The sequence below is a fragment of the Pseudomonas sp. FBF18 genome, assembly GCF_024261405.1.
Classification (GTDB): Bacteria; Pseudomonadota; Gammaproteobacteria; order Pseudomonadales; family Pseudomonadaceae; genus Aquipseudomonas; species Aquipseudomonas palmensis.
In genome coordinates, this window is record NZ_QKRS01000007.1 from 191,230 (window position 1) to 210,403 (window position 19,174).

17 protein-coding genes and 3 tRNA genes are annotated in these 19,174 nt (G+C 62.7%); 15 read left to right on the forward strand and 5 right to left on the reverse strand.

Features of this window, described 5'->3' with window-relative positions:
- Nucleotides 1–108 precede the first annotated feature (108 nt).
- From DN387_RS13540 to DN387_RS13550, 3 genes are all read left to right on the forward strand, one after another.
- Nucleotides 109–185, forward strand: a tRNA-Arg gene (locus DN387_RS13540).
- 41 nt (nucleotides 186–226) lie between these two features.
- Nucleotides 227–302, forward strand: a tRNA-His gene (locus DN387_RS13545).
- Nucleotides 303–355: 53 nt separating this feature from the next.
- Nucleotides 356–440, forward strand: a tRNA-Leu gene (locus tag DN387_RS13550).
- Between the two features lie 99 nt (nucleotides 441–539).
- Here the strand turns inward: DN387_RS13550 and DN387_RS13555 are convergent.
- Together DN387_RS13555 and DN387_RS13560 are read right to left on the reverse strand one after the other, a co-directional pair.
- Nucleotides 540–932, reverse strand: a complete 393-nt coding sequence (locus DN387_RS13555) for a RidA family protein (protein WP_054915291.1) — start codon at nucleotides 930–932, stop codon at nucleotides 540–542.
- A 100-nt stretch (nucleotides 933–1,032) separates the two neighbouring features.
- On the reverse strand, nucleotides 1,033–1,218 hold the full coding sequence (locus DN387_RS13560; RefSeq protein ID WP_054915290.1) for a hypothetical protein: 186 nt from the start codon (nucleotides 1,216–1,218) through the stop codon (nucleotides 1,033–1,035).
- 269 nt (nucleotides 1,219–1,487) lie between these two features.
- Between DN387_RS13560 and DN387_RS13565 the strand changes: the two genes are divergently transcribed.
- The 6 genes from DN387_RS13565 to DN387_RS13590 are packed head-to-tail and all read left to right on the forward strand — an operon-like array spanning nucleotide 1,488 to nucleotide 8,424.
- Nucleotides 1,488–3,896, forward strand: a complete 2,409-nt coding sequence (locus tag DN387_RS13565) for a TonB-dependent receptor (RefSeq protein ID WP_200893518.1) — start codon at nucleotides 1,488–1,490, stop codon at nucleotides 3,894–3,896.
- Between the two features lie 17 nt (nucleotides 3,897–3,913).
- On the forward strand, nucleotides 3,914–4,846 hold the full coding sequence (locus DN387_RS13570) for a ChaN family lipoprotein (RefSeq protein WP_054915289.1): 933 nt from the start codon (nucleotides 3,914–3,916) through the stop codon (nucleotides 4,844–4,846).
- A 28-nt stretch (nucleotides 4,847–4,874) separates the two neighbouring features.
- Entirely contained in the window at nucleotides 4,875–5,819 is a 945-nt protein-coding gene (locus DN387_RS13575) for a ChuX/HutX family heme-like substrate-binding protein (protein ID WP_054915288.1), read from the forward strand.
- 50 nt (nucleotides 5,820–5,869) lie between these two features.
- Nucleotides 5,870–6,652, forward strand: a complete 783-nt coding sequence (locus tag DN387_RS13580) for a hemin ABC transporter substrate-binding protein (protein WP_054915287.1) — start codon at nucleotides 5,870–5,872, stop codon at nucleotides 6,650–6,652.
- Nucleotides 6,649–7,659, forward strand: coding sequence for an iron ABC transporter permease (locus DN387_RS13585; RefSeq protein WP_054915286.1), 1,011 nt, complete (start codon nucleotides 6,649–6,651; stop codon nucleotides 7,657–7,659). Before DN387_RS13580 ends, DN387_RS13585 begins: the two co-directional genes overlap by 4 nt.
- On the forward strand, nucleotides 7,660–8,424 hold the full coding sequence (locus DN387_RS13590) for an ATP-binding cassette domain-containing protein (RefSeq protein WP_054915285.1): 765 nt from the start codon (nucleotides 7,660–7,662) through the stop codon (nucleotides 8,422–8,424). It abuts the gene before it with no gap.
- Nucleotides 8,425–8,437: 13 nt separating this feature from the next.
- Here the strand turns inward: DN387_RS13590 and DN387_RS13595 are convergent, their stop codons facing one another.
- The 3 genes from DN387_RS13595 to DN387_RS13605 all read right to left on the reverse strand — a co-directional run bounded on the left by DN387_RS13595 (nucleotide 8,438) and on the right by DN387_RS13605 (nucleotide 11,873).
- The gene (locus tag DN387_RS13595; RefSeq protein WP_054915284.1) at nucleotides 8,438–9,385 is read right to left on the reverse strand and encodes a FecR domain-containing protein; all 948 of its coding nucleotides are present in this window, start codon (nucleotides 9,383–9,385) and stop codon (nucleotides 8,438–8,440) included.
- The gene (locus tag DN387_RS13600; RefSeq protein ID WP_043864497.1) at nucleotides 9,382–9,900 is read right to left on the reverse strand and encodes a sigma-70 family RNA polymerase sigma factor; all 519 of its coding nucleotides are present in this window, start codon (nucleotides 9,898–9,900) and stop codon (nucleotides 9,382–9,384) included. The genes DN387_RS13595 and DN387_RS13600 overlap by 4 nt, the downstream gene beginning before the upstream one ends.
- Before the next feature lie 143 nt (nucleotides 9,901–10,043).
- Nucleotides 10,044–11,873: an SLC13 family permease gene (locus DN387_RS13605; RefSeq protein WP_054915283.1), complete on the reverse strand. Its 1,830-nt coding sequence runs from the start codon at nucleotides 11,871–11,873 to the stop codon at nucleotides 10,044–10,046.
- A 226-nt stretch (nucleotides 11,874–12,099) separates the two neighbouring features.
- Between DN387_RS13605 and DN387_RS13610 the strand changes: the two genes are divergently transcribed.
- The 6 genes from DN387_RS13610 to DN387_RS13635 all read left to right on the forward strand — a co-directional run bounded on the left by DN387_RS13610 (nucleotide 12,100) and on the right by DN387_RS13635 (nucleotide 19,063).
- Nucleotides 12,100–12,405, forward strand: a complete 306-nt coding sequence (locus DN387_RS13610) for a DUF6388 family protein (protein ID WP_043864495.1) — start codon at nucleotides 12,100–12,102, stop codon at nucleotides 12,403–12,405.
- Between the two features lie 263 nt (nucleotides 12,406–12,668).
- Nucleotides 12,669–13,979: a trigger factor gene (gene tig, locus DN387_RS13615; RefSeq protein WP_054915282.1), complete on the forward strand. Its 1,311-nt coding sequence runs from the start codon at nucleotides 12,669–12,671 to the stop codon at nucleotides 13,977–13,979.
- A gap of 91 nt (nucleotides 13,980–14,070) precedes the next feature.
- Nucleotides 14,071–14,706 carry an ATP-dependent Clp endopeptidase proteolytic subunit ClpP gene (gene clpP, locus DN387_RS13620; RefSeq protein WP_043864493.1) on the forward strand — a complete coding sequence of 212 codons (636 nt, stop codon included), beginning with the start codon at nucleotides 14,071–14,073 and terminating at the stop codon, nucleotides 14,704–14,706.
- 105 nt (nucleotides 14,707–14,811) lie between these two features.
- Nucleotides 14,812–16,095, forward strand: coding sequence for an ATP-dependent Clp protease ATP-binding subunit ClpX (gene clpX / locus DN387_RS13625; protein ID WP_043864492.1), 1,284 nt, complete (start codon nucleotides 14,812–14,814; stop codon nucleotides 16,093–16,095).
- Nucleotides 16,096–16,247: 152 nt separating this feature from the next.
- Nucleotides 16,248–18,644, forward strand: coding sequence for an endopeptidase La (gene lon / locus DN387_RS13630; RefSeq protein WP_043864491.1), 2,397 nt, complete (start codon nucleotides 16,248–16,250; stop codon nucleotides 18,642–18,644).
- Between the two features lie 146 nt (nucleotides 18,645–18,790).
- Complete coding sequence (locus tag DN387_RS13635) at nucleotides 18,791–19,063, forward strand: HU family DNA-binding protein (RefSeq protein ID WP_003183171.1); 273 nt, start codon at nucleotides 18,791–18,793, stop codon at nucleotides 19,061–19,063.
- Nucleotides 19,064–19,174: the final 111 nt, after the last annotated feature.

Here is a 19,174-nt window from a genome sequence, read left to right on the forward strand (position 1 = left end):
CAGAGCCTAGCACTGGTTAGCAAGGTCAGGCAGAATAAGTGGTTTTGATAGCTTGTTCGGTATGACTAAAAGTTAATTTGTAATCCTAACAGAAAGCAGATTAAATATGCGCCCGTAGCTCAGCTGGATAGAGCATCCGCCTTCTAAGCGGATGGTCGCAGGTTCGAGTCCTGCCGGGTGCGCCAATACAGGCAGCTGGCACAAGTAAAAGCAGTAAAGCAATATGGTGGGCGTAGCTCAGTTGGTAGAGCACAGGATTGTGACTCCTGTTGTCGTGGGTTCGATCCCCATCGTCCACCCCATATTCTAAAAGGCGCCCGATGAAAATCCGGCGCCTTTGCTTTAAAAGCTTCACGCGGACGTGGTGAAATTGGTAGACACACTGGATTTAGGTTCCAGCGGCGCAAGCTGTAAGAGTTCGAGTCTCTTCGTCCGCACCATAGATGCTTTCACCGCCCTTCGCTGAAGTGCGTTGAAGCCCGGAACAAGCCGCCTTGAGCGGCTTTTTTCGTTTCTGGGCTTCTACTCCTTACCCGCACCTACCGCTGCACCGCAATGCACTTGATCTCCACCAGCAACCCTGGTCGGGCGAGTTCGCTGACGCCTATGCAGGTCCATGCACAGGTGCCCCTTGGAAAGACCTTGTCCTTCACGCTCCTGAACAGCGGCATATGGCGTTGCATGTCGATGTGATAGGTCGTCATTTCGACCACGTCGTCAAACCCGCAACCGCCCGCCGCGAGCACGAGGCGAAGGTTTTCCCAGGCCGCCAGAAACTGCTGCTCCGGGTCTTCAATCACCTCCAGCTCCGGCGTTCGACCCACCTGCCCGGCGCAGTACAGGGTGCTGCCCACCTTTACCGCGGGGGCATAACCAGCACGCTCGCAAAGCAATTTCATCTCTTCGGGGACGATAATCTGGCGATCAGTCATGGGGCAGGGTCCAGGGGAGTAGGGCTATCAAGCGACGCGCCACTCTATAGAACAGAAAAGCCACCTATCAAGGTGGCTTTCGCGTTTCAGTGCCCTCGCGTCAATGCCTGGTCGCCTTGGGCCCACCTACCGGTGACAGCTCAAGCTCCAGTCGAACGATGTTGAGGATTCTGGTGAGTGGAGCGGCTTGCTCCGCCTCCCCCAGGGCGAGGAGGTGATCGCGTTGTTCGCGAATTCTGCTGAGGCTCTCGTCGAGCTGCGCAGCGGCCAATCGGTATTTTTCCATGTGCGGTTCCTTTATCACGGCCTCCCTGCCACTCGAGTCGGCCGTTCCGTGTGCGGGTGCTGTGGCACCGTTCGTCAACGGAAGGCTCTGCAAGCATAGCGTCCTTTGCGCCGTAGGCGCGTGAACATCACGGGCAGAACTGTTCCAACATTTATCCGCGCGCATGCTGCTGAATGATTTTAAAAATAATACTGATTTTCATTTCCCTTTTTTGCCTGCCTCACGTGACCTCTATTGCAAGACCATTGCAACGTTCCAGGGAGCTTCACGTGAAACGCATCGCGCCGACCGTAAATCCAGGCCAGCAGCCCGACAGGCACCGTGTTTTCAAGGCGGCGCAGGGCGCGCTTACCGTGCTGGCGCTTGCCGTCAGTGGTGCCAGCGTTGCAATGGCGGCGCCCATGGAGGCGCCCACCGCTCAGCACGCAGCTGTACGCAAGCATTACCAGATTGCGGCAGGCCCGCTGGCGCCCGCACTCAATCAGTTGGCGGGCGCCACCGGCGTGATGCTGACCTTTTCCCCGGAGCTGACCGACAAGCGCCAGACCCAGGGCCTGGATGGCGAGTACAACCGCAAGGAAGCCTTCGACCTGCTGCTGATGGGTACCGGGCTGCGCATCGTGCAGCTCAAGGACAAGAGCTTCGTGCTGCGCGCCGATGAACAGAGCCGCAGCGCACTGGAGGTGGGCCCCACGCTGGTCAATGCACTGGGCGAGCGCCCGGGCGTGATCCGCAGCAGCCGCGAAGTGCACGCCGAACGCCAGGACCTCAACAGCCTGGTGCGTTCCATGCCCGGTACCTACACCCTGCATTCACGCAGCCAGCCCGGGGTTTCGGTGAACATCCGCGGGCTGTCGGGCCTGGGGCGGGTCAACACCATGATCGACGGCGTGACCCAGACCTTCCGCAACAACGCCGGTCACGGTTCAGGCGGGCCGATGGCCTTCGTCGACCCCAACCTGCTGGCCGGTGTCGATGTGCAGCGCGGCGCGGTGGACGGCGCCGAAGGGGCCAATACCCTGGGGGGCACCGCCAACTTCCGCACCTTCGATATCGACGACATCGTCAAGCCCGACCACCGCGTGGGTGTGCGCAGCACCTACCGCACCGGCAACAACGGTTACGGCAACACGCGCATGCTCGCCGCCGGCGCACGAACCCGTCCCGAGGATAGCGAAGGCGTGTACGGCATCGTCGTCGCCGCCAGCAGTTCGCAAACCGGCGAATACAAGACCAGCTCCGGCCAGGAAAACCACTACGACACCACCAAGCAGAGCCCGCGCTCGGGCCTGCTCAAGGTGCGCCTGCAGCCCAACGACCTGCACCGCCTGGACCTCAGCGGCGTGCAGTACCGCAACGAGTTCTACCACAACTACCCATGGGAACTGCGCAACGAAACCTACCGCGCCAAGTACGCCTACACGCCCTACAACGAATGGGTGAACCTGACGGTCAACGCCTACCAGAACAAGACCCAGCTCGATTACCCGCCGGTGGAGGAATCCACCTTCATCGGCCGCAAGACCCACGACGATGCCCACGGTTTCGACTTCACCAACCTCAGCCGTTTCAACCTTGGCCCGGTGGAAGCGAGCTGGAGCAACGGCATGCGCTACTACACCGACGACTTCGTTGCCGACACGCCGGAAAAACGCGGGGCCAACCCCGAAGGCAAGCAGCAGACCGAAAGCCTGTTCAGTACCCTGGAGCTGGACTACGACATCTATGCCATGACCCTGGGCATGCACTACGACGGCTACAAGGTCAGCGGCCACGTGCCCAAGTGCTCGATTTTGCGCGAGTGCACGGGTATCGGCGGGGGCGATGTGGACATCACCCGCCGCGAGCACAGCTTCAACCCGCGTATCGGCTTTGCCGTAAAGCCCTATGACTGGATGCAGCTCTACACCAGCTGGTCGCGCACCTCGCGTGCACCGCGGGTGCAGGAGATGTTCTTCGAGAAGGTACCGATGACCGCCGACGCCAGCGATGCCGACGGCGTGGGGGCCAACCCGTACCTGCGCCAGGAGCGCTCCACCAACTACGAGTTCGGCTTCAATCTCAGTCGCGCCGGGCTGTTCAGCAGCAACGACTACGCCCAGCTCAAGGTCAACCGCTTCATCAGCAAGATCGACGGCTATATCACCCCGCAGTCGTTCGACATCGTCGATGACGACGGCGAATACTCGGCCAAGGCCAACTGGGTCAACTGGCCCGAGCAGGTGCGCATGAGCGGTTACGAGATCGAGGGCCGCTACGACGCAGGCTTCGTCTACGCCAACCTCTCCTGGACCCGCGCCACCACCAAGGCGCCGACCACCTCGGGCATCGAACTCGAAGACATCAACAGCCAGCCCGACCGCTACTGGACCCTCGACCTGGGCACGCGCTGGTTCGACGAGCGCGTGGTGCTCGGCGCCCGCGGCGAGTACTCCGGCCCTGCCGAAGAAAGCTGGGATTGGTACGAAACCAGGAAGACACAGTCCACCGGCGTGATCTGGGACCTTTACGGCAGCTGGCAGGTGCAGCAGAACGTCAGCCTGTTCTTCAACGTCGAGAACGTGGAGAACAAGACCTACAGCTACAACGCCTCGGTGGACTCGATCATGTCCGCCTCACTGGACCGCGGTACCGGGCGTGGGCGTACCACCTCGTTCGGCGTCACGTTCGAATACTGACCCCACAGGACCCTCTCATGTACACGAACTGCCTGCTTGGGGCGTGCCTTGCCCTGCTCGTCGGCTGCGCCACGGTCAATGCGCCGCCGGCCCAGACCGCCTATGCCCGTGTCGAAGCCAACATCCCCGGCTGGGGCGCGATCGTTGATGTGCGCAGCGGCCAGCAGATCGATGCCGGGCAATTGCTCGACGTACTGGCGCAAGCCCCCACGGTGATGGTGGGGGAGACCCACGACAACGTGGCTCATCACCTGATCGAGCAGTGGCTGGCCACCGGCCTGGCCGAGCGGCGCCAGCAAGGCGCCGTGGTGCTCGAGATGCTCGATAGCGATCAGCAGCGCCCGGTTGGCGATGTGCAGGCGTGGCTGGGCGCAGGCAACCGCGTGCGGCTGGCGCGTCTGCGCAAGATCATGCAGTGGGATGAGCGCTGGAGCTGGGAGCAATACGGCCCGTTGATGCAGGCACTGATGCAGGCCCCGGCACCGGTGCTGGCCGGCAACCTGTCTCCCCGCGAACGCAAGCAGGTGGCAGCCGACGCGCCCGCGGATGCGGCCAGCCTGTTTCCGCAAGCGGCAATCGCCGAGGTGCAGCGTCAGCGCATCGTGCAGATGCACTGTGGCGAGATCGACCTGCCGCGACTGAACGCCATGCTCGCCATTCAGCACGGTCGCGACCGGCGCATGGCCCAGGTGCTCGACGCCGCGCCGGCCCCGCGCCTGTTGTTCGCCGGTGTGCTGCACACCCTCAAGTCCCAGGGCGCGCCCCAGTACCTCAGGCATGGCGCGCGCGATCCCGGTTTGAAGGTGCTGGTGCTGGGGGAGGAGGGCCAGGCCCCAGCCGCTCAGGATGCCGACTTCGTGTGGCTGCTGCCCAGCCAGGACGGCGACGGCGTTGCGCTTGCCCCGGTGGCTGCCAGCTGCGACGCACCCTTGCAGCCACCCCTTCACTGAACCTTTTCTGCTCACAAGGAATCCCCACATGCCTGCTATTACTGCCAGCGACCTCCGCCAACGCCTTGGGCAAGACTGCCTCAGCCTCGCCCTGCCTGCCGCCGAAGTGGCGGCCCGGCTGTATCACCTTGGCCCGCTGAGGGTCATGACCCAGGCCAGTCATGCATTCCTCGACCAGGTGGGGCGCTTCCCACGGTCGGACGATGTTGCCCAGGTCGGTCTGGTGCTTGGCGAAGATGGCCTGGACCTGCGCCTGAACCTGCGCGCCTGGCACTGGCTGTGCCTCACCCGTGGCCAGGCCGCTGGTGATTTCGAGCTGCGGGTGTTCGACCGGCATGCCGCGCCGCTGTTGCGCCTGGCGTCGCTACCCGGCTCGAACCTGCAGGCGTGGGCCGAGTTGTATGCCCAGGGCAGCCTGGAGCACCCGCACTTCACACCGCGCGAGGCGCTGGTCAAACAAGATGTACAGGTCGCCGGGCTGGTCGACGACTGGGCAGCGATGGGGGATGTGCATGACCACTTCGCGCTGCTCAAGCGTCATGGCCTGACCCGCTATCAGGGCAACCAGGGCGTGGCCCCGCAGTTTGCCCGGCGTATCGGCAGCGCGGGCACTGCGGCGCTGCTCGGGCAACTGGCCGACAGCGGGCTGGAACTGATGGTCTTCATCTATAGCCCCGGCTCCACGCAGATCTACACCGGCAAGCTCGACAGCGCCACGCGGCAGGGCGACAGCCTGGTGTTCGACATGCCGGGTGACGGTGACGCCGCACCAACCCGTTTCGGCATACGTGACACCGTCGAAGCCGAAGCCTGGCGCGTGTACAAACCCAATGCCGTAGGCGGGGTCAACAGCCTGGAGATCTTCGATGCCGAGCAGCGCCTGATCGTGCAACTGTTCGGGCGTCGCCCTGCCGGGCAGCCCGAACAGCCAGCCTGGCGCGAGTTGCTCGATCGGTTGGAGGCGGGGCAATGAGCGCTCGGCTGCTGAGTGTGTGCCTGCTTCTTTTAATAGGTACAGCGCCCGTGCATGCCGATCAGGCCGACACATTGGTCATCGGCAACGACCTGGCCGAGATTGCCGCGCAGTTGCAGGCCACTTCGCGGTTGGTGGGGCGTGACGATTCCAGTCACTACCCACCCGAAGTGGCTCGCCTGCCGTCGGTGGGCTATCTGCGCCAGTTGTCGTCCGAAGGCATCCTGAGCCTGCATCCGCGGCGGGTGGTGCTCAGCGATGCGGCGCGTCCGGCCGTGGTGCTGCGCCAGCTGGATACCGTGGGCGTCGAGGTCATCGAAGTGCCCAGGGGCAAGCGCATCGCCGATATCCCACGCAAGATAGAACAGGTGGCCAAGGCCTTCGACCGTGAAGCCCTGAGCCCGCCGCTGGTTGCAGAGCAGCAACGTCTGGCCGCCGAGCTGGCTGCACTGGCGCCGCTCAAGGGCCCCAGGGCGCTGTTCATCTTCAATCGAGCGGGCATGATCCCGCTGATCATGGGACGCGGCACCGAAGCCCATGCCGCACTGGAGCAGGCGGGCATCGAGAACTGCGCGCCGTTCAGTGCCTACAAGCAGGTGGCGGCCGAAGCGATGGTGTCGCTTGCACCGGATTTCGTGATCATCAGCCGCGCCGGGTTGCAGGCCCTGGGCGGCGAGGACAACCTGTGGAAGCTCGGCGGCCTGGCGCTGACCCCGGCCGGTCAGCACCGGCGCCTGGTGCAGGTGGACGATCAGGCGCTGCTCAACCTGGGCCCACGCACCGTGGCGGCCATGCTGCAACTGCGCCGTGATGCCGGGGCGCTGTTCCCATGACGCGCTCGCACACCCGCTCATTGCCCACGCTGTTGCTGATGCTGGCCGGCCTGTGCGCCTTGCTGGCCCTGTGTTCGCTGGTGGGCAGCATCGGCCTGTCGCCGCGCATCCTGCTGGGCCATCTGCCCGCGCCGCTGGAATGGCAAGTGTGGAGCGAGGTACGCCTGCCGCGGCTGCTGCTGGCGGTGCTGGTGGGCTCGACCCTGGCAGCAGGCGGCACCGCCATGCAGGGGCTGTTTCGCAACCCGCTGGCCGACCCCACGCTGCTGGGCCAGGCCAGCGGTGCGGGGTTGGCGGTGTCGATCTGGATCGTGCTGTTCAATGGGCGTTTTGCCGGCCTGGAGCTGTATGGGCAGTTTCTGGCCGGGTTTGTCGGGGCGTTGCTGGTAACGCTGGTGATCTTCCGCATCGGGCGCGGCTACAAGGGTCGTGAATCGACCATCACCCTGCTGTTGGCCGGCCTGGTGATCAATACCCTGACCGGCGCGGTGGGCGGCATGCTGACCTTCATGGCCAGCGAAGAACAGTTGCGCCAATTGAGCCTGTGGGGCATGGGCAGCCTGGGCAGTGCCGAGTGGTCGACCCTGAGCGTAGCGCTGGTGGTGTTGCCGTTGACCTTGCTGGTGCTGGTGCGCAGCGCCGCCGACCTGGACCTGTTCCAGTTGGGTGAGGTGTCTGCCCATGCGGCGGGGCTCAATGCCGAGCGCCTGAAAAATCGCATTGTGCTGGCCTCCTCGCTGGGCGTGGGCCTGTGCGTCGCACTCACTGGCATCATCGGCTTCATCGGCCTGCTGGTGCCGCACTGCCTGCGCCTGTACTTCGGGCCGGGCCACCGTCTGCTGATTCCGGCCTCGATGCTGTGCGGGGCGATTCTGCTGCTGCTTGCCGACACCCTGGCGCGTAGCCTGGTCAGCCCTGCCGAGATTCCGGTCGGCCTGGTCACCAGCGTGATCGGCGGGCCGTACTTTCTCTGGTTGTTGCTGGGCCGCAAGGTCCGGGAGTTCTGAATGCTCGATCTTCTCGCTGTCGGCCTGCATCGGCCATTTGCCCTCAGCCCGGTCACCGAGGCCATACAGGGCGGCCAGCTACTGGGGCTGATCGGCCCCAACGGCGCAGGCAAAAGCACATTGTTGTCGCTGATCTCCGGCTATATCACGCCCGACTGCGGCGAAGTGCGGCTGCTCGATCAGCCGTTGAGCGCCTATTCACCGCGCCAGCTGGCGCGCAACCGCGCCCTGGTCACCCAGCACATGGACAGTGCGTTCGACTGGCAGGTCGGCGAATTCATCCAGCTGGGCCAGGGGCATGCCGGGTTGCCGTGCGCCGGCATCGTCGAGGCCATGGACATCACTCATCTGCTCGACCGCGGTGTGCTGTCGCTGTCGGGCGGCGAGTTGCAGCGGGTGACCATCGCCCGCGCGCTGAACCAGTTGGCCATCAGCCCTGCGGGCCCCACCGAGGGCCAGGCGCCGCGCATGCTGCTGCTCGACGAGCCCACCAGCGCGCTGGATATCGGCCAGCAGCAGAATCTGATGCGCCTGTTGCGCCGGCTGGCCCGCCTGCCACATATCGCGGTGGTGTGCGTGCTGCATGACCTCAACCTGGCGGCGCGCTACTGCGACCGGCTGTGGCTGATGGAAAAGGGCCGGTTGTGCGCCAGCGGGACCCCCGCGCAGGTACTGAATGCACATACCATCGAGACGGTGTTCGGGGCTCAGGTCAGTGTAACGGCGGGGCCCGGCCACGCGGTGGGCATCGAGCTGGCGTGCTGAGTGGCCAGTTCCCTCAGCGGGCGCTGACCGTGACCCAGTAGCGTGAGCGCCGGTTGATGCTGACCGGCAGCGACTGGGTCAGCGCGTCGAGTACCGCATCGCTGTCGGCCAGCGGGTAGACCCCCGAGATGCGCAGGTCGGCCACTTCACTGGTGCAGCGCAACAGGCCGGGGCGATAGCGCGACAGTTCGGCAATGAAGTGCCCCAGGCGCATGTCGTCGGCCTCCAGTGCACCTACGCCCCATGAAGGCTCGCGGCCCACCCGGGTGCTGTCGTCGATGCGCATGGCAGTAAAGCGTGTGCGCTCACCTGCACTGAGCCGCTGCGGCGTGGTGTGCAGCGGGCTGAGTTTCAGCGCGCCTTCGAACAGTTGCACATCGGTGCGCTCGGGCTGCACCTGCACCACGAACCGGGTGCCCAGCGCGAGGACGCTGCCCTGGGCGGTCTTCACGCTGAAGGGGCGCTGCGCGTCATCATGCCCGGTATTGATCAGCAGCCGCCCACTGCGCAGGTGCACGGTGCGCTGGGTGGGGGTGAAGTCCACCTCCACCGTGCTGTCGGCATCCAGGGTCAGTTGGCTGCCATCGGCCAGGGTGATGTGTCGAGGGGCGCTGGCGCCATTGTGGTAGGCCAGGCCCGCACCGCTGCGCCAGGGCTCGCGGTAGGCCAGGCCGCCGGTGCCGCCGGCCAGGGCAAGCAGCAGCAATGCCTTGACCACCCGCCGACGACTGCCGCCGCCGTGGCTGAGGCTGCGGTAGCCGGCGGTGGGCTCCAGCCCGGCCAGGCGACCGCGCAGGCTTTCTATATGCAGCCAGGCGCGTTCGTTGTCCGGGTCGGCGGCGCGCCAGCGTGCAAAGGCCTGGGCCTGCTCGGGCGGCAGGTCGCCGTCCATCCACAGGGTCAGCCAGTGGGCAGCCTCACGGGTGGTGCGGGGCTTGAAGGCCGGTTGCGGTGTGCTCATGGCAGCTGCGCAAAAAAACAGTGCTGGTTGGCGCGCACCAGGTACAGCTTCACCGAGCGTGTGCTGACTTGCAGGCGCTCGGCGATCTCGGCGATTTTCAGACCCTGCAGGTGCGACAGCAGAAACGCTTCGCGGACCTTGGCCGGCAGCTCGTCGAGCAGCCTGTCCAGCAGGGTCAGGGCTTCAAGGGCCAGGGTGCGCACCTCGGGCGAGGGCTCCACGGCTTCTGGCAGGTTGGCCAGGGCTTCGAGATAGGCCTGCTCCACCAGTCGGCGCCGGTGTACGTTCGCCATCAGGCGCCGCGCCACGGTGGACAGGAACGAGCGCGGCTCGCGGATGCTGAACAGGTCCTTGGAGGCCAGGATGCTCAGGAACGTGTCCTGGGCCAGGTCAGCCGCCGACTCCGGGCAACCCATACGGTTGCGCAGCCATTGGCGTAGCCAGCGATGGTGATCGGTGTACAGCGTCTGCAGGTACGCATGGGCGCTGGCAGGGGCGTGTGGGCTGGATTCCATCGAGTGCGATCGGTGCAGGGCTGATGAGGCTGCGGAGTATAACGAGATTATTTCTCAAATGATAATTGTTATTGTTAGTGGGTTGTGGCCGCCAAACCGGCTCCTGCAGGAGCCGGCATGGCCGGCGAAGGCAGCACCGCCGTCTACAGAGCAAAAATCCACGGCACCATCAGCACGCTCACAATCATCACCAGGATCGTGAACGGTACCCCCACCTTCACAAAGTCGGCGAAGCGATACTGCCCCGGCCCCAGCACCAGGGTGTTCACCGGCGACGACACCGGCGTCATGAACGCGGCGGATGCGGCCAGCGCCACGATCATGGCGAACGGGTAGGGCGATGCGCCCAGTTGCTGTGCGGTGGTGATCGCAACCGGCGCCATCAGTACCGCTGTTGCGGTGTTGGAAATGAACAGCCCGATCAGCGCCGTGATCGCAAACAGCGTGGCGAGGATCACGTAGGGCCCTGCACTGCCCAGCACGCCCACCAGGCCGTCCACCGCCAGGGCGATGCCTCCGGTTTTCTGCAACGCCAGGGCAAAGGGCAGCATGCCCACGATCAGTATCAGGCTCTGCCAGTGGATCGCCCGGTAGGCGCTCTCCATGTCGATGCAGCGGCTGGCGCCCATCAGCAGGCAGCCGATCAGCGCGGCGATCACGTTGGGCACCAGGCCGCTGATCATCAGGCCCACCATCACCGCCAGGCTGATCAGCGCATAAGGCGCCTGATTCAGGGCCGGGGCCACGTTGTCCACTTCCGCCGGCAGGCTCAGCACCAGAAAGTCCCGCGGTTGCGTCTGCAGCTGGCGAATCGCCTTCCAGGTGCCGATCACCAGCAGGGTGTCGCCCAGCTTGAGCTTTTCTTCCACCAGTTGCTCGTCGATGGCCGCCTGGTCGCGACGCAGGCCCACCACGTTCAGCCCCCAGCGGCTGCGGAACGTCAGCTCCAGCAGGTTCTTGCCGATCAACTGCGAGCCCGGTGGCAGCGCCACTTCGGCCATGCCCACTTCGCGCGACTGGTCGATGAAGTAGGCGGCCTTGAAGTGCAGAGGCTCCAGGCGCATGGTCTGGCACAGGTTGCGCAGGTCGTCCTTGGGCGAGAACAGGTCAAGCAGCAGCACGTCGCCCTCGTGCACCAGGGTACTGGAGTCGGGGCTGATCACGCGGGTGCTGAACTTGTGCTGGCGCTCGATGCCGACCACGTTGGCACCGTGCTCGGTGCGCAGCTTCAGCTCGCTCAGGCTGTGGCCGATCAGCGGCGAATGGGGCCTGACCCGCAGGCGTCGTTCACGCCCGGCCAGCTTGTAGTCGATGATCAGGTCGAGCAGGGTGCGGCGGGTTTCGGTGCTGCCGTCCTTGCGCGTCGCGCTGCCCAGCCAGTTGCGCGTCAGCAGCATGTAGCCCACCCCCAGCACCAGGATCACCAGGCCGAAAGGGGTGAAGCTGAAAAAGCTGAAACCGGTTTCACCGTGGCGTACCAGCTCGCTGTGCACCACCACGTTGGGAGGCGTGGCCACCAGGCTGAGCATGCCGCTGATCAGCCCGGCGAAGGCCAGTGGCATCATCAGGCGGCTGGGCGACACCTTCATGCGTGCGGCGATGCTCAGTACTACCGGGATGAAGATCGCCACCACGCCGGTCGAACTCATCACCGAGCCCAGGCCTGCCACCGACACCATCAGCAGCACGATCAGGCGAGTTTCGCTGTTGCCGGCGCGTTCGGCCATCCACTCGCCGATGCGGTAGGCGATACCGGTGCGCACCAGCCCTTCGCCGATCACGAACAGCGCGGCAATCAGCACCACGTTGGGGTCGCTGAAGCCGGCCAGGGCTTCCTGCACGCTCAGGATGCCGAGCAGGGGCAGGGCGACGATCACCAGCAGCGCCACCACGTCCATGCGCGGGCGATTGATGACAAACAGCGCGACGGCGCTGAACAGCAGGCCAAGGACCCAGAACAATTCGTGATTCATGCAGGTATCCGAAAAGAAGACGCCGGTGAGTCTGGCAGAAACCGGGCGGCCGTTTGTTGATTTGCTGCAGCGCTTGGGTGGCACAGGGCCAGATGTTAAGGTGCGCGGCATTCTGCTGTTCACCTGTCGCCGATGTCACCCTGGCTAGTGACAAATAAGCCAAAGCTGATAGATTTCAGGCGGTTGAAGCAGTGGCCGGGTTATCGGCCGCAGGAAGGAATGCACCATGATTGCAAAAGAATCACGCCAGGCGGTCGCGCTAGAGCGGTTTGCCCAGGCAAACCCGCAGTTGCTCGAAGAGATAGCCGGGCTCAATGCCCACGAGCAACAGCAGCAGATCCAGTGGGCGTTCGATGACCAGGCGCAGGAGCGTGGCCTTCAATCCTGGGAGTTGACCCTGGAGTTGATTGCCGAGTCGCCCGAACAACTGCGCGAGATGCGTCTTGAAGTGCACCGCGAAGTGGCCGAGGCATTGGGCCTGAGCTGGCAGGAATACTGCGAGTTCAACGAAATTGAAGATGCTGCGCCCTGAGGCGCGGTAGTGTGTTGAAAAGTTTCTGTTCCATAGCCTCCACTGGGCATCGGGATGCCCGCCGGTCAGGCCGCAACGCCTTCAACGGCGGGTTCCGGCGCCCAGGCAAGAGGCTTCGGGGCAGTTGTGCGAAATTCAAATGTGCCGCGGCCTGTTCTCCTTGATTTGAACGGGGTGACTTCTGGTGTTTGAGTCACTAGAATGCTTGCCCTTGATTCTGGAGTCGGTATCGCCGGCTAACGTCTGTGCAACGAGGAATATCCATGCAAGTTTCTGTTGAAAGTACTTCCGCTCTCGAGCGCCGCATGAGCGTCACCGTGCCGGCTGAGCGTATCGAGAGCCAGGTCAACAAGCGTCTGCAGCAGACCGCCCAAAAGGCCAAGATCGCTGGCTTCCGTCCAGGCAAAGTTCCAATGAGCGAAATCAAGCGCCGTTTCGGTGCTGACGCTCGCCAGGAAGCAGTAGGCGATGTGATCCAGTCCTCCTTCTACGAAGCCGTGGTCGAGCAGAAGCTGAACCCGGCCGGTTCGCCGTCGATCGAGCCGAAGTCGCTCGAAGCGGGCAAGGACCTGGAATACGTTGCCGTCTTCGAAGTGTTCCCTGAGTTCACCGTTGCCGGTTTCGAGTCGATCAACGTCGAGCGCCTGAGCGCCGAAGTGGCTGACGCCGACCTGGACAACATGCTGGAAGTGCTGCGCAAGCAGAACGTTCGCTTTGAAGCGACCGACCGTGCTGCCCAGAACGAAGACCAGCTGAACATCGATTTCGTCGGCAAGGTCGACGGTGAAGTGTTCGCCGGTGGTTCGGCCCAGGGCACCCAGCTGGTGCTGGGTTCCGGCCGCATGATCCCAGGCTTCGAAGAAGGTCTGGTCGGCGCCAAGGCCGGTGAAGAGCGCGTTCTGAACCTGACCTTCCCCGAGGACTATCAGAACCTGGACCTGGCTGGCAAAGCCGCCGAGTTCACCGTTACCGTCAACAGCGTTTCCGAGCCAAAACTGCCTGAGCTGACCGAAGAGTTCTTCGCCCAGTTCGGCATCAAGGAAACCGGCATCGAAGGCTTCCGCACCGAAGTTCGCAAGAACATGGAGCGTGAACTGCGCCAGGCCATCAAGACCAAGGTCAAGAACCAGGTAATGGACGGCCTGCTGGCTGCCAACCCGATCGAAGTGCCAAAGGCCCTGCTGGAAAACGAAGTGAACCGTCTGCGCGTGCAGGCCGTTCAGCAGTTCGGTGGCAACATCAAGCCTGAGCAACTGCCGGCCGAGCTGTTCGAAGAGCAAGCCAAGCGCCGCGTCGTGCTGGGCCTGATCGTCGCCGAAGTGGTCAAGCAGTTCGACCTCAAGCCAGACGAAGACCGCGTTCGCGAAATGATCCAGGAAATGGCCTCGGCCTACCAGGAGCCTGAGCAAGTCGTCGCCTGGTACTACAAGAACGACCAGCAGCTGAACGAAGTCCGTTCGGTTGTGCTGGAAGAACAAGTTGTGGATACTGTTCTGCAGAAAGCGACTGTGACCGACAAATCGGTCTCTTACGAAGAAGCTGTCAAGCCGGTGCAGGCACCTGCCGCTGACTGATTTCCTTCTCTTGTAGGAAAACACCACAAGCCAGCCTTCGAGCTGGCTTGTGCGTATTCAAGACATGACTATTTGGGAGTGAGTGCAGGACATGTCCCGCAATTCTTATTATCAGCAGAGCTCTGACATCCAGGCCGCAGGCGGCCTGGTCCCGATGGTTATCGAGCAATCCGCTCGTGGCGAACGCGCCTATGACATCTACTCGCGCCTGTTGAAGGAGCGGGTGATCTTTCTGGTCGGCCCGGTAGAGGACTACATGGCCAACCTGATCGCAGCGCAATTGCTGTTCCTTGAAGCGGAAAACCCGGACAAGGACATCCATCTCTACATCAACTCGCCGGGTGGTTCGGTGACAGCAGGCATGTCGATCTACGACACCATGCAGTTCATCAAGCCCGACGTTTCCACCACCTGCATCGGCCAGGCGTGCTCCATGGGCGCGTTCCTGCTGGCTGCCGGTGCCCATGGCAAGCGTTTCTGCCTGCCGAACTCGCGGGTGATGATTCACCAGCCGCTGGGTGGCTTCCAGGGTCAGGCCTCGGATATCGAGATCCACGCCAAGGAAATCCTGCAGATCCGTTCGCGTCTGAACGAGCTGCTGGCCCATCACACCGGGCAGGACCTCGAAACCATCGAGCGTGACACCAACCGCGACAACTTCATGAGCGCCGAGCGTGCTGCCGAATACGGCCTGATCGACTCGGTGCTCCACAAGCGGCCTGTTTGATAGGCAGCCAAGCGGGTGGCCGGGCCTTCCCGCCACCTGTGGACTTGAAAAAGCCCGCAATTGCCTTCATCTTGTGTTGCAAGCCTACCGGATTGGATCGATCGAATGACTGACACCCGTAACGGCGAGGACAACGGCAAATTGCTCTATTGCTCCTTCTGCGGCAAAAGCCAGCATGAAGTACGCAAGTTGATTGCCGGCCCCTCGGTCTTTATCTGCGACGAGTGCGTCGACCTGTGCAACGACATCATCCGTGAGGAGGTGCAGGAAGCCCAGGCCGAGAGCAGCGCGCATAAATTGCCTTCGCCGAAAGAAATCAGCGGCATCCTGGACCAGTACGTCATTGGTCAGGAGCGCGCGAAAAAAGTCTTGGCCGTAGCGGTGTACAACCACTACAAGCGCCTGAACCAACGTGACAAGAAGAACGACGATGTCGAGCTCGGCAAGAGCAACATCCTGCTGATCGGACCGACGGGCTCGGGTAAGACCCTGCTCGCCGAAACCCTCGCGCGTCTGTTGAATGTGCCGTTCACCATTGCCGATGCCACCACGCTGACCGAAGCGGGTTATGTCGGTGAAGATGTCGAGAACATCATTCAGAAACTGCTGCAGAAGTGCGACTACGACGTGGAAAAGGCCCAGATGGGCATTGTCTACATCGACGAAATCGACAAGATCTCGCGCAAGTCGGACAACCCGTCCATCACCCGTGACGTTTCGGGCGAAGGCGTGCAGCAGGCATTGCTCAAGCTGATCGAGGGCACGGTTGCCTCGGTACCACCGCAAGGTGGCCGCAAGCACCCGCAGCAGGAGTTCCTGCAGGTCGATACGCGCAACATCCTGTTCATTTGCGGCGGTGCGTTCTCGGGCCTCGAAAAGGTCATCCAGAACCGTTCCACCCGCGGTGGCATCGGCTTTGGTGCGGAAGTTCGCAGCAAGGAAGAAGGCAAGAAGGTTGGCGAGTCGCTGCGTGAAGTCGAGCCGGACGATCTGGTCAAGTTTGGCCTGATTCCCGAGTTCGTCGGCCGCCTGCCGGTACTGGCAACCCTCGACGAGCTCGACGAGGCTGCACTGATGCAGATCCTCACCGAGCCGAAGAACGCCTTGACCAAGCAATACGGCAAGCTGTTCGAGATGGAAGGCGTCGACCTGGAGTTCCGCAGCGATGCGCTCAAGTCGGTGGCCCGCAAGGCACTGGAGCGCAAGACCGGTGCCCGTGGCCTGCGTTCGATTCTCGAAGGCATCCTGCTCGACACCATGTACGAGATTCCTTCGCAGAAGGATGTCAGCAAGGTGGTGATCGACGAGAGCGTCATCGATGGCTCGTCCAAGCCGCTGTTGATCTACGAGAACAGCGAGCCGCAAGCCAAGGCTGCACCCGACGCCTGAGTCGGGTGACGGCAGCAAACCAGCAAGGGGCCTACGGGCCCCTTTGCTTTTCCTGTCGCAGAGCTTGTTTTTTTGCGGGCCTGCCCCCACATTAACTCCATGCTCAAATTTCCATCGGATTACGGCCATAAGGCCGCTGTAGAGGCGAAATCATGAAGACAACCCTCGACTTGCCTCTTTTGCCATTGCGCGATGTCGTCGTTTACCCGCACATGGTCATCCCGCTGTTCGTGGGGCGTGAAAAGTCCATCGAAGCCCTCGAGGCCGCGATGACGGGCGAGAAGCAGATCCTCCTGCTGGCCCAGAAGAATCCAGCTGATGACGATCCAGGTGAAGATGCCCTGTACCGTGTCGGCACCATTGCAACCGTACTGCAACTGCTCAAACTGCCCGATGGCACCGTCAAGGTGCTGGTCGAGGGCGAGCAGCGCGGTGCGGTTGAGCGCTTTGTCGAAGTCGACGGGCATATTCGCGCCGATGTGGCGCTGATCGACGAAGTCGAGGCCGCCGATCGCGAGTCCGAAGTCTTCGTGCGCAGCCTGCTGTCGCAATTCGAACAGTATGTGCAGCTGGGCAAGAAGGTCCCCGCTGAAGTCCTCTCGTCGCTCAACAGCATCGACGAGCCGGGGCGCCTGGTCGACACCATGGCCGCTCACATGGCCCTGAAGATCGAGCAGAAGCAGGAAATTCTCGAAATCATCGACCTGGGCGCCCGGGTCGAGCACGTCCTGGCCTTGCTGGATGCCGAAATCGACCTGTTGCAGGTCGAGAAGCGCATCCGTGGTCGGGTCAAGAAGCAGATGGAGCGCAGCCAGCGCGAGTACTACCTGAATGAGCAGATGAAGGCCATTCAGAAAGAGCTCGGCGACAGCGACGAAGGCCACAACGAAGTCGAAGAGCTGAAAAAGCGCCTCGACGCTGCCGGCCTGCCCAAGGATGCCTACGCCAAGGCCCAGGCCGAGCTGAACAAACTCAAGCAGATGTCGCCGATGTCGGCTGAAGCCACCGTGGTGCGCTCGTACCTCGACTGGCTGGTGCAGGTGCCGTGGAAGGCGCAGAGCAAGGTGCGCCTTGACCTGGCCAAGGCCGAAGAGATCCTGGATGCCGACCACTATGGCCTGGACGAGGTCAAGGAACGCATCCTCGAATACCTCGCCGTGCAAAAGCGCGTGAAGAAGATCCGCGGCCCGGTACTGTGCCTGGTCGGCCCGCCGGGTGTCGGCAAGACTTCCCTGGCCGAATCCATTGCCAGCGCCACCAATCGCAAGTTCGTGCGCATGGCCCTGGGTGGCGTGCGTGACGAGGCAGAAATTCGCGGTCACCGCCGTACCTACATCGGTTCGATGCCAGGTCGCCTGATCCAGAAGATGACCAAGGTGGGTGTGCGCAACCCGCTGTTCCTGCTCGATGAAATCGACAAGATGGGCAGCGACATGCGTGGCGACCCGGCCTCGGCACTGCTCGAAGTGCTCGACCCCGAGCAGAACCACAACTTCAACGATCACTATCTGGAGGTCGATTACGACCTGTCGGACGTGATGTTCCTGTGCACCTCCAACTCGATGAATATCCCGCCGGCGCTGCTCGACCGGATGGAAGTGATTCGTCTGCCGGGGTACACCGAAGACGAGAAGATCAACATTGCGGTCAAGTACCTCTCGCCCAAGCAGATCAAGGCCAACGGCCTGAAGAAGGGCGAGCTGGAGATCGACACTGCCGCCATCCGCGACATCATCCGCTACTACACCCGCGAAGCCGGTGTGCGGGGCCTGGAGCGCCAGATCGCCAAGATCTGCCGCAAGGTCGTCAAGGAACATGCCGGGCTCAAGCAGGTGGCCGTCAAGGTCGATGGTGACAACCTCGAGCATTACCTGGGCGTTCGCAAGTTCCGCTACGGCCTGGCCGAGCAGCAGGACCAGGTAGGGCAGGTAACCGGCCTGGCGTGGACCCAGGTGGGCGGCGAGCTGCTGACCATCGAGGCCGCGGTGATTCCGGGCAAGGGTCAACTGATCAAGACCGGTTCGCTGGGCGATGTGATGGTCGAGTCGATCACTGCCGCGCAGACCGTGGTGCGCAGCCGTGCACGCAGCCTGGGGATCCCGGCCGACTTCCACGAGAAGCGCGACACCCACATTCACATGCCGGAAGGGGCTACCCCCAAGGACGGCCCAAGCGCTGGCATCGGCATGTGCACTGCACTGGTGTCGGCCCTGACCGGGATTCCGGTGCGCGCCGATGTGGCCATGACCGGGGAAATCACCCTGCGTGGCCAGGTGCTGGCCATTGGCGGTTTGAAGGAAAAACTGCTGGCAGCACACCGCGGCGGGATCAAGACCGTGATCATTCCAGAAGAGAATGTGCGCGACCTGAAGGAAATTCCTGACAATATTAAACAGGATCTTCAGATTAAACCTGTCAAATGGATTGACGAAGTCCTCCAAATTGCGCTGCAATACGCCCCGGAGCCCTTGCCAGATGTGGCTCCCGAGATTGTCGCCAAGGATGAAAAGCGCGACAGCGATTCCAAGGAACGAATCAGTACCCATTAGTACGTATTTGGCTGGGGGGCCTCCACGACGTTAATTCGGGCCCTTGTTATAAAGCGGCGCCCACTTGTCGGTGGGCCACCCGGCAATCGTTTTGCTTTTCATTACATACTTAGAAACAAACTCAAATAGAGATAAGGGGACTTAGAGTGAACAAGTCGGAACTGATTGACGCTATTGCCGCATCTGCTGATATCCCGAAAGCTGCTGCCGGCCGTGCGCTGGACGCAGTCATCGAATCCGTCACCGGCGCCCTGAAAGCCGGTGATTCCGTGGTGCTGGTCGGTTTCGGTACCTTCTCGGTAACCGATCGTCCTGCCCGTACCGGTCGCAACCCGCAAACCGGCAAGACTCTGGAAATTCCTGCTGCCAAGAAGCCAGGCTTCAAGGCCGGCAAAGCACTGAAAGAAGCCGTCAACTAAGGCGTCTCTTTCAGGCTTCGCCTAACCGGGTCGGGTTTCGCCTGGCCTGGTAGCGCAGCACGGGGAATCGCAAAAACAGATTCCCGTGTGCTTCGCCAGTTACGAGAAGGC

Excerpts from the sequence above, each read along its gene's own strand:
- DN387_RS13555 (WP_054915291.1), bottom strand. The coding sequence starts at position 932 with ATGACTGATCGCCAGATTATCGTCCCCGAAGAGATGAAATTGCTTTGC.
- DN387_RS13560 (WP_054915290.1), bottom strand. The coding sequence starts at position 1,218 with ATGGAAAAATACCGATTGGCCGCTGCGCAGCTCGACGAGAGCCTCAGC.
- DN387_RS13570 (WP_054915289.1), top strand. The coding sequence starts at position 3,914 with ATGTACACGAACTGCCTGCTTGGGGCGTGCCTTGCCCTGCTCGTCGGC.
- DN387_RS13575 (WP_054915288.1), top strand. The coding sequence starts at position 4,875 with ATGCCTGCTATTACTGCCAGCGACCTCCGCCAACGCCTTGGGCAAGAC.
- DN387_RS13585 (WP_054915286.1), top strand. The coding sequence starts at position 6,649 with ATGACGCGCTCGCACACCCGCTCATTGCCCACGCTGTTGCTGATGCTG.
- DN387_RS13590 (WP_054915285.1), top strand. The coding sequence starts at position 7,660 with ATGCTCGATCTTCTCGCTGTCGGCCTGCATCGGCCATTTGCCCTCAGC.
- DN387_RS13595 (WP_054915284.1), bottom strand. The coding sequence starts at position 9,385 with ATGAGCACACCGCAACCGGCCTTCAAGCCCCGCACCACCCGTGAGGCT.
- DN387_RS13600 (WP_043864497.1), bottom strand. The coding sequence starts at position 9,900 with ATGGAATCCAGCCCACACGCCCCTGCCAGCGCCCATGCGTACCTGCAG.
- DN387_RS13605 (WP_054915283.1), bottom strand. The coding sequence starts at position 11,873 with ATGAATCACGAATTGTTCTGGGTCCTTGGCCTGCTGTTCAGCGCCGTC.
- DN387_RS13610 (WP_043864495.1), top strand. The coding sequence starts at position 12,100 with ATGATTGCAAAAGAATCACGCCAGGCGGTCGCGCTAGAGCGGTTTGCC.
- tig (WP_054915282.1), top strand. The coding sequence starts at position 12,669 with ATGCAAGTTTCTGTTGAAAGTACTTCCGCTCTCGAGCGCCGCATGAGC.
- clpP (WP_043864493.1), top strand. The coding sequence starts at position 14,071 with ATGTCCCGCAATTCTTATTATCAGCAGAGCTCTGACATCCAGGCCGCA.
- clpX (WP_043864492.1), top strand. The coding sequence starts at position 14,812 with ATGACTGACACCCGTAACGGCGAGGACAACGGCAAATTGCTCTATTGC.
- lon (WP_043864491.1), top strand. The coding sequence starts at position 16,248 with ATGAAGACAACCCTCGACTTGCCTCTTTTGCCATTGCGCGATGTCGTC.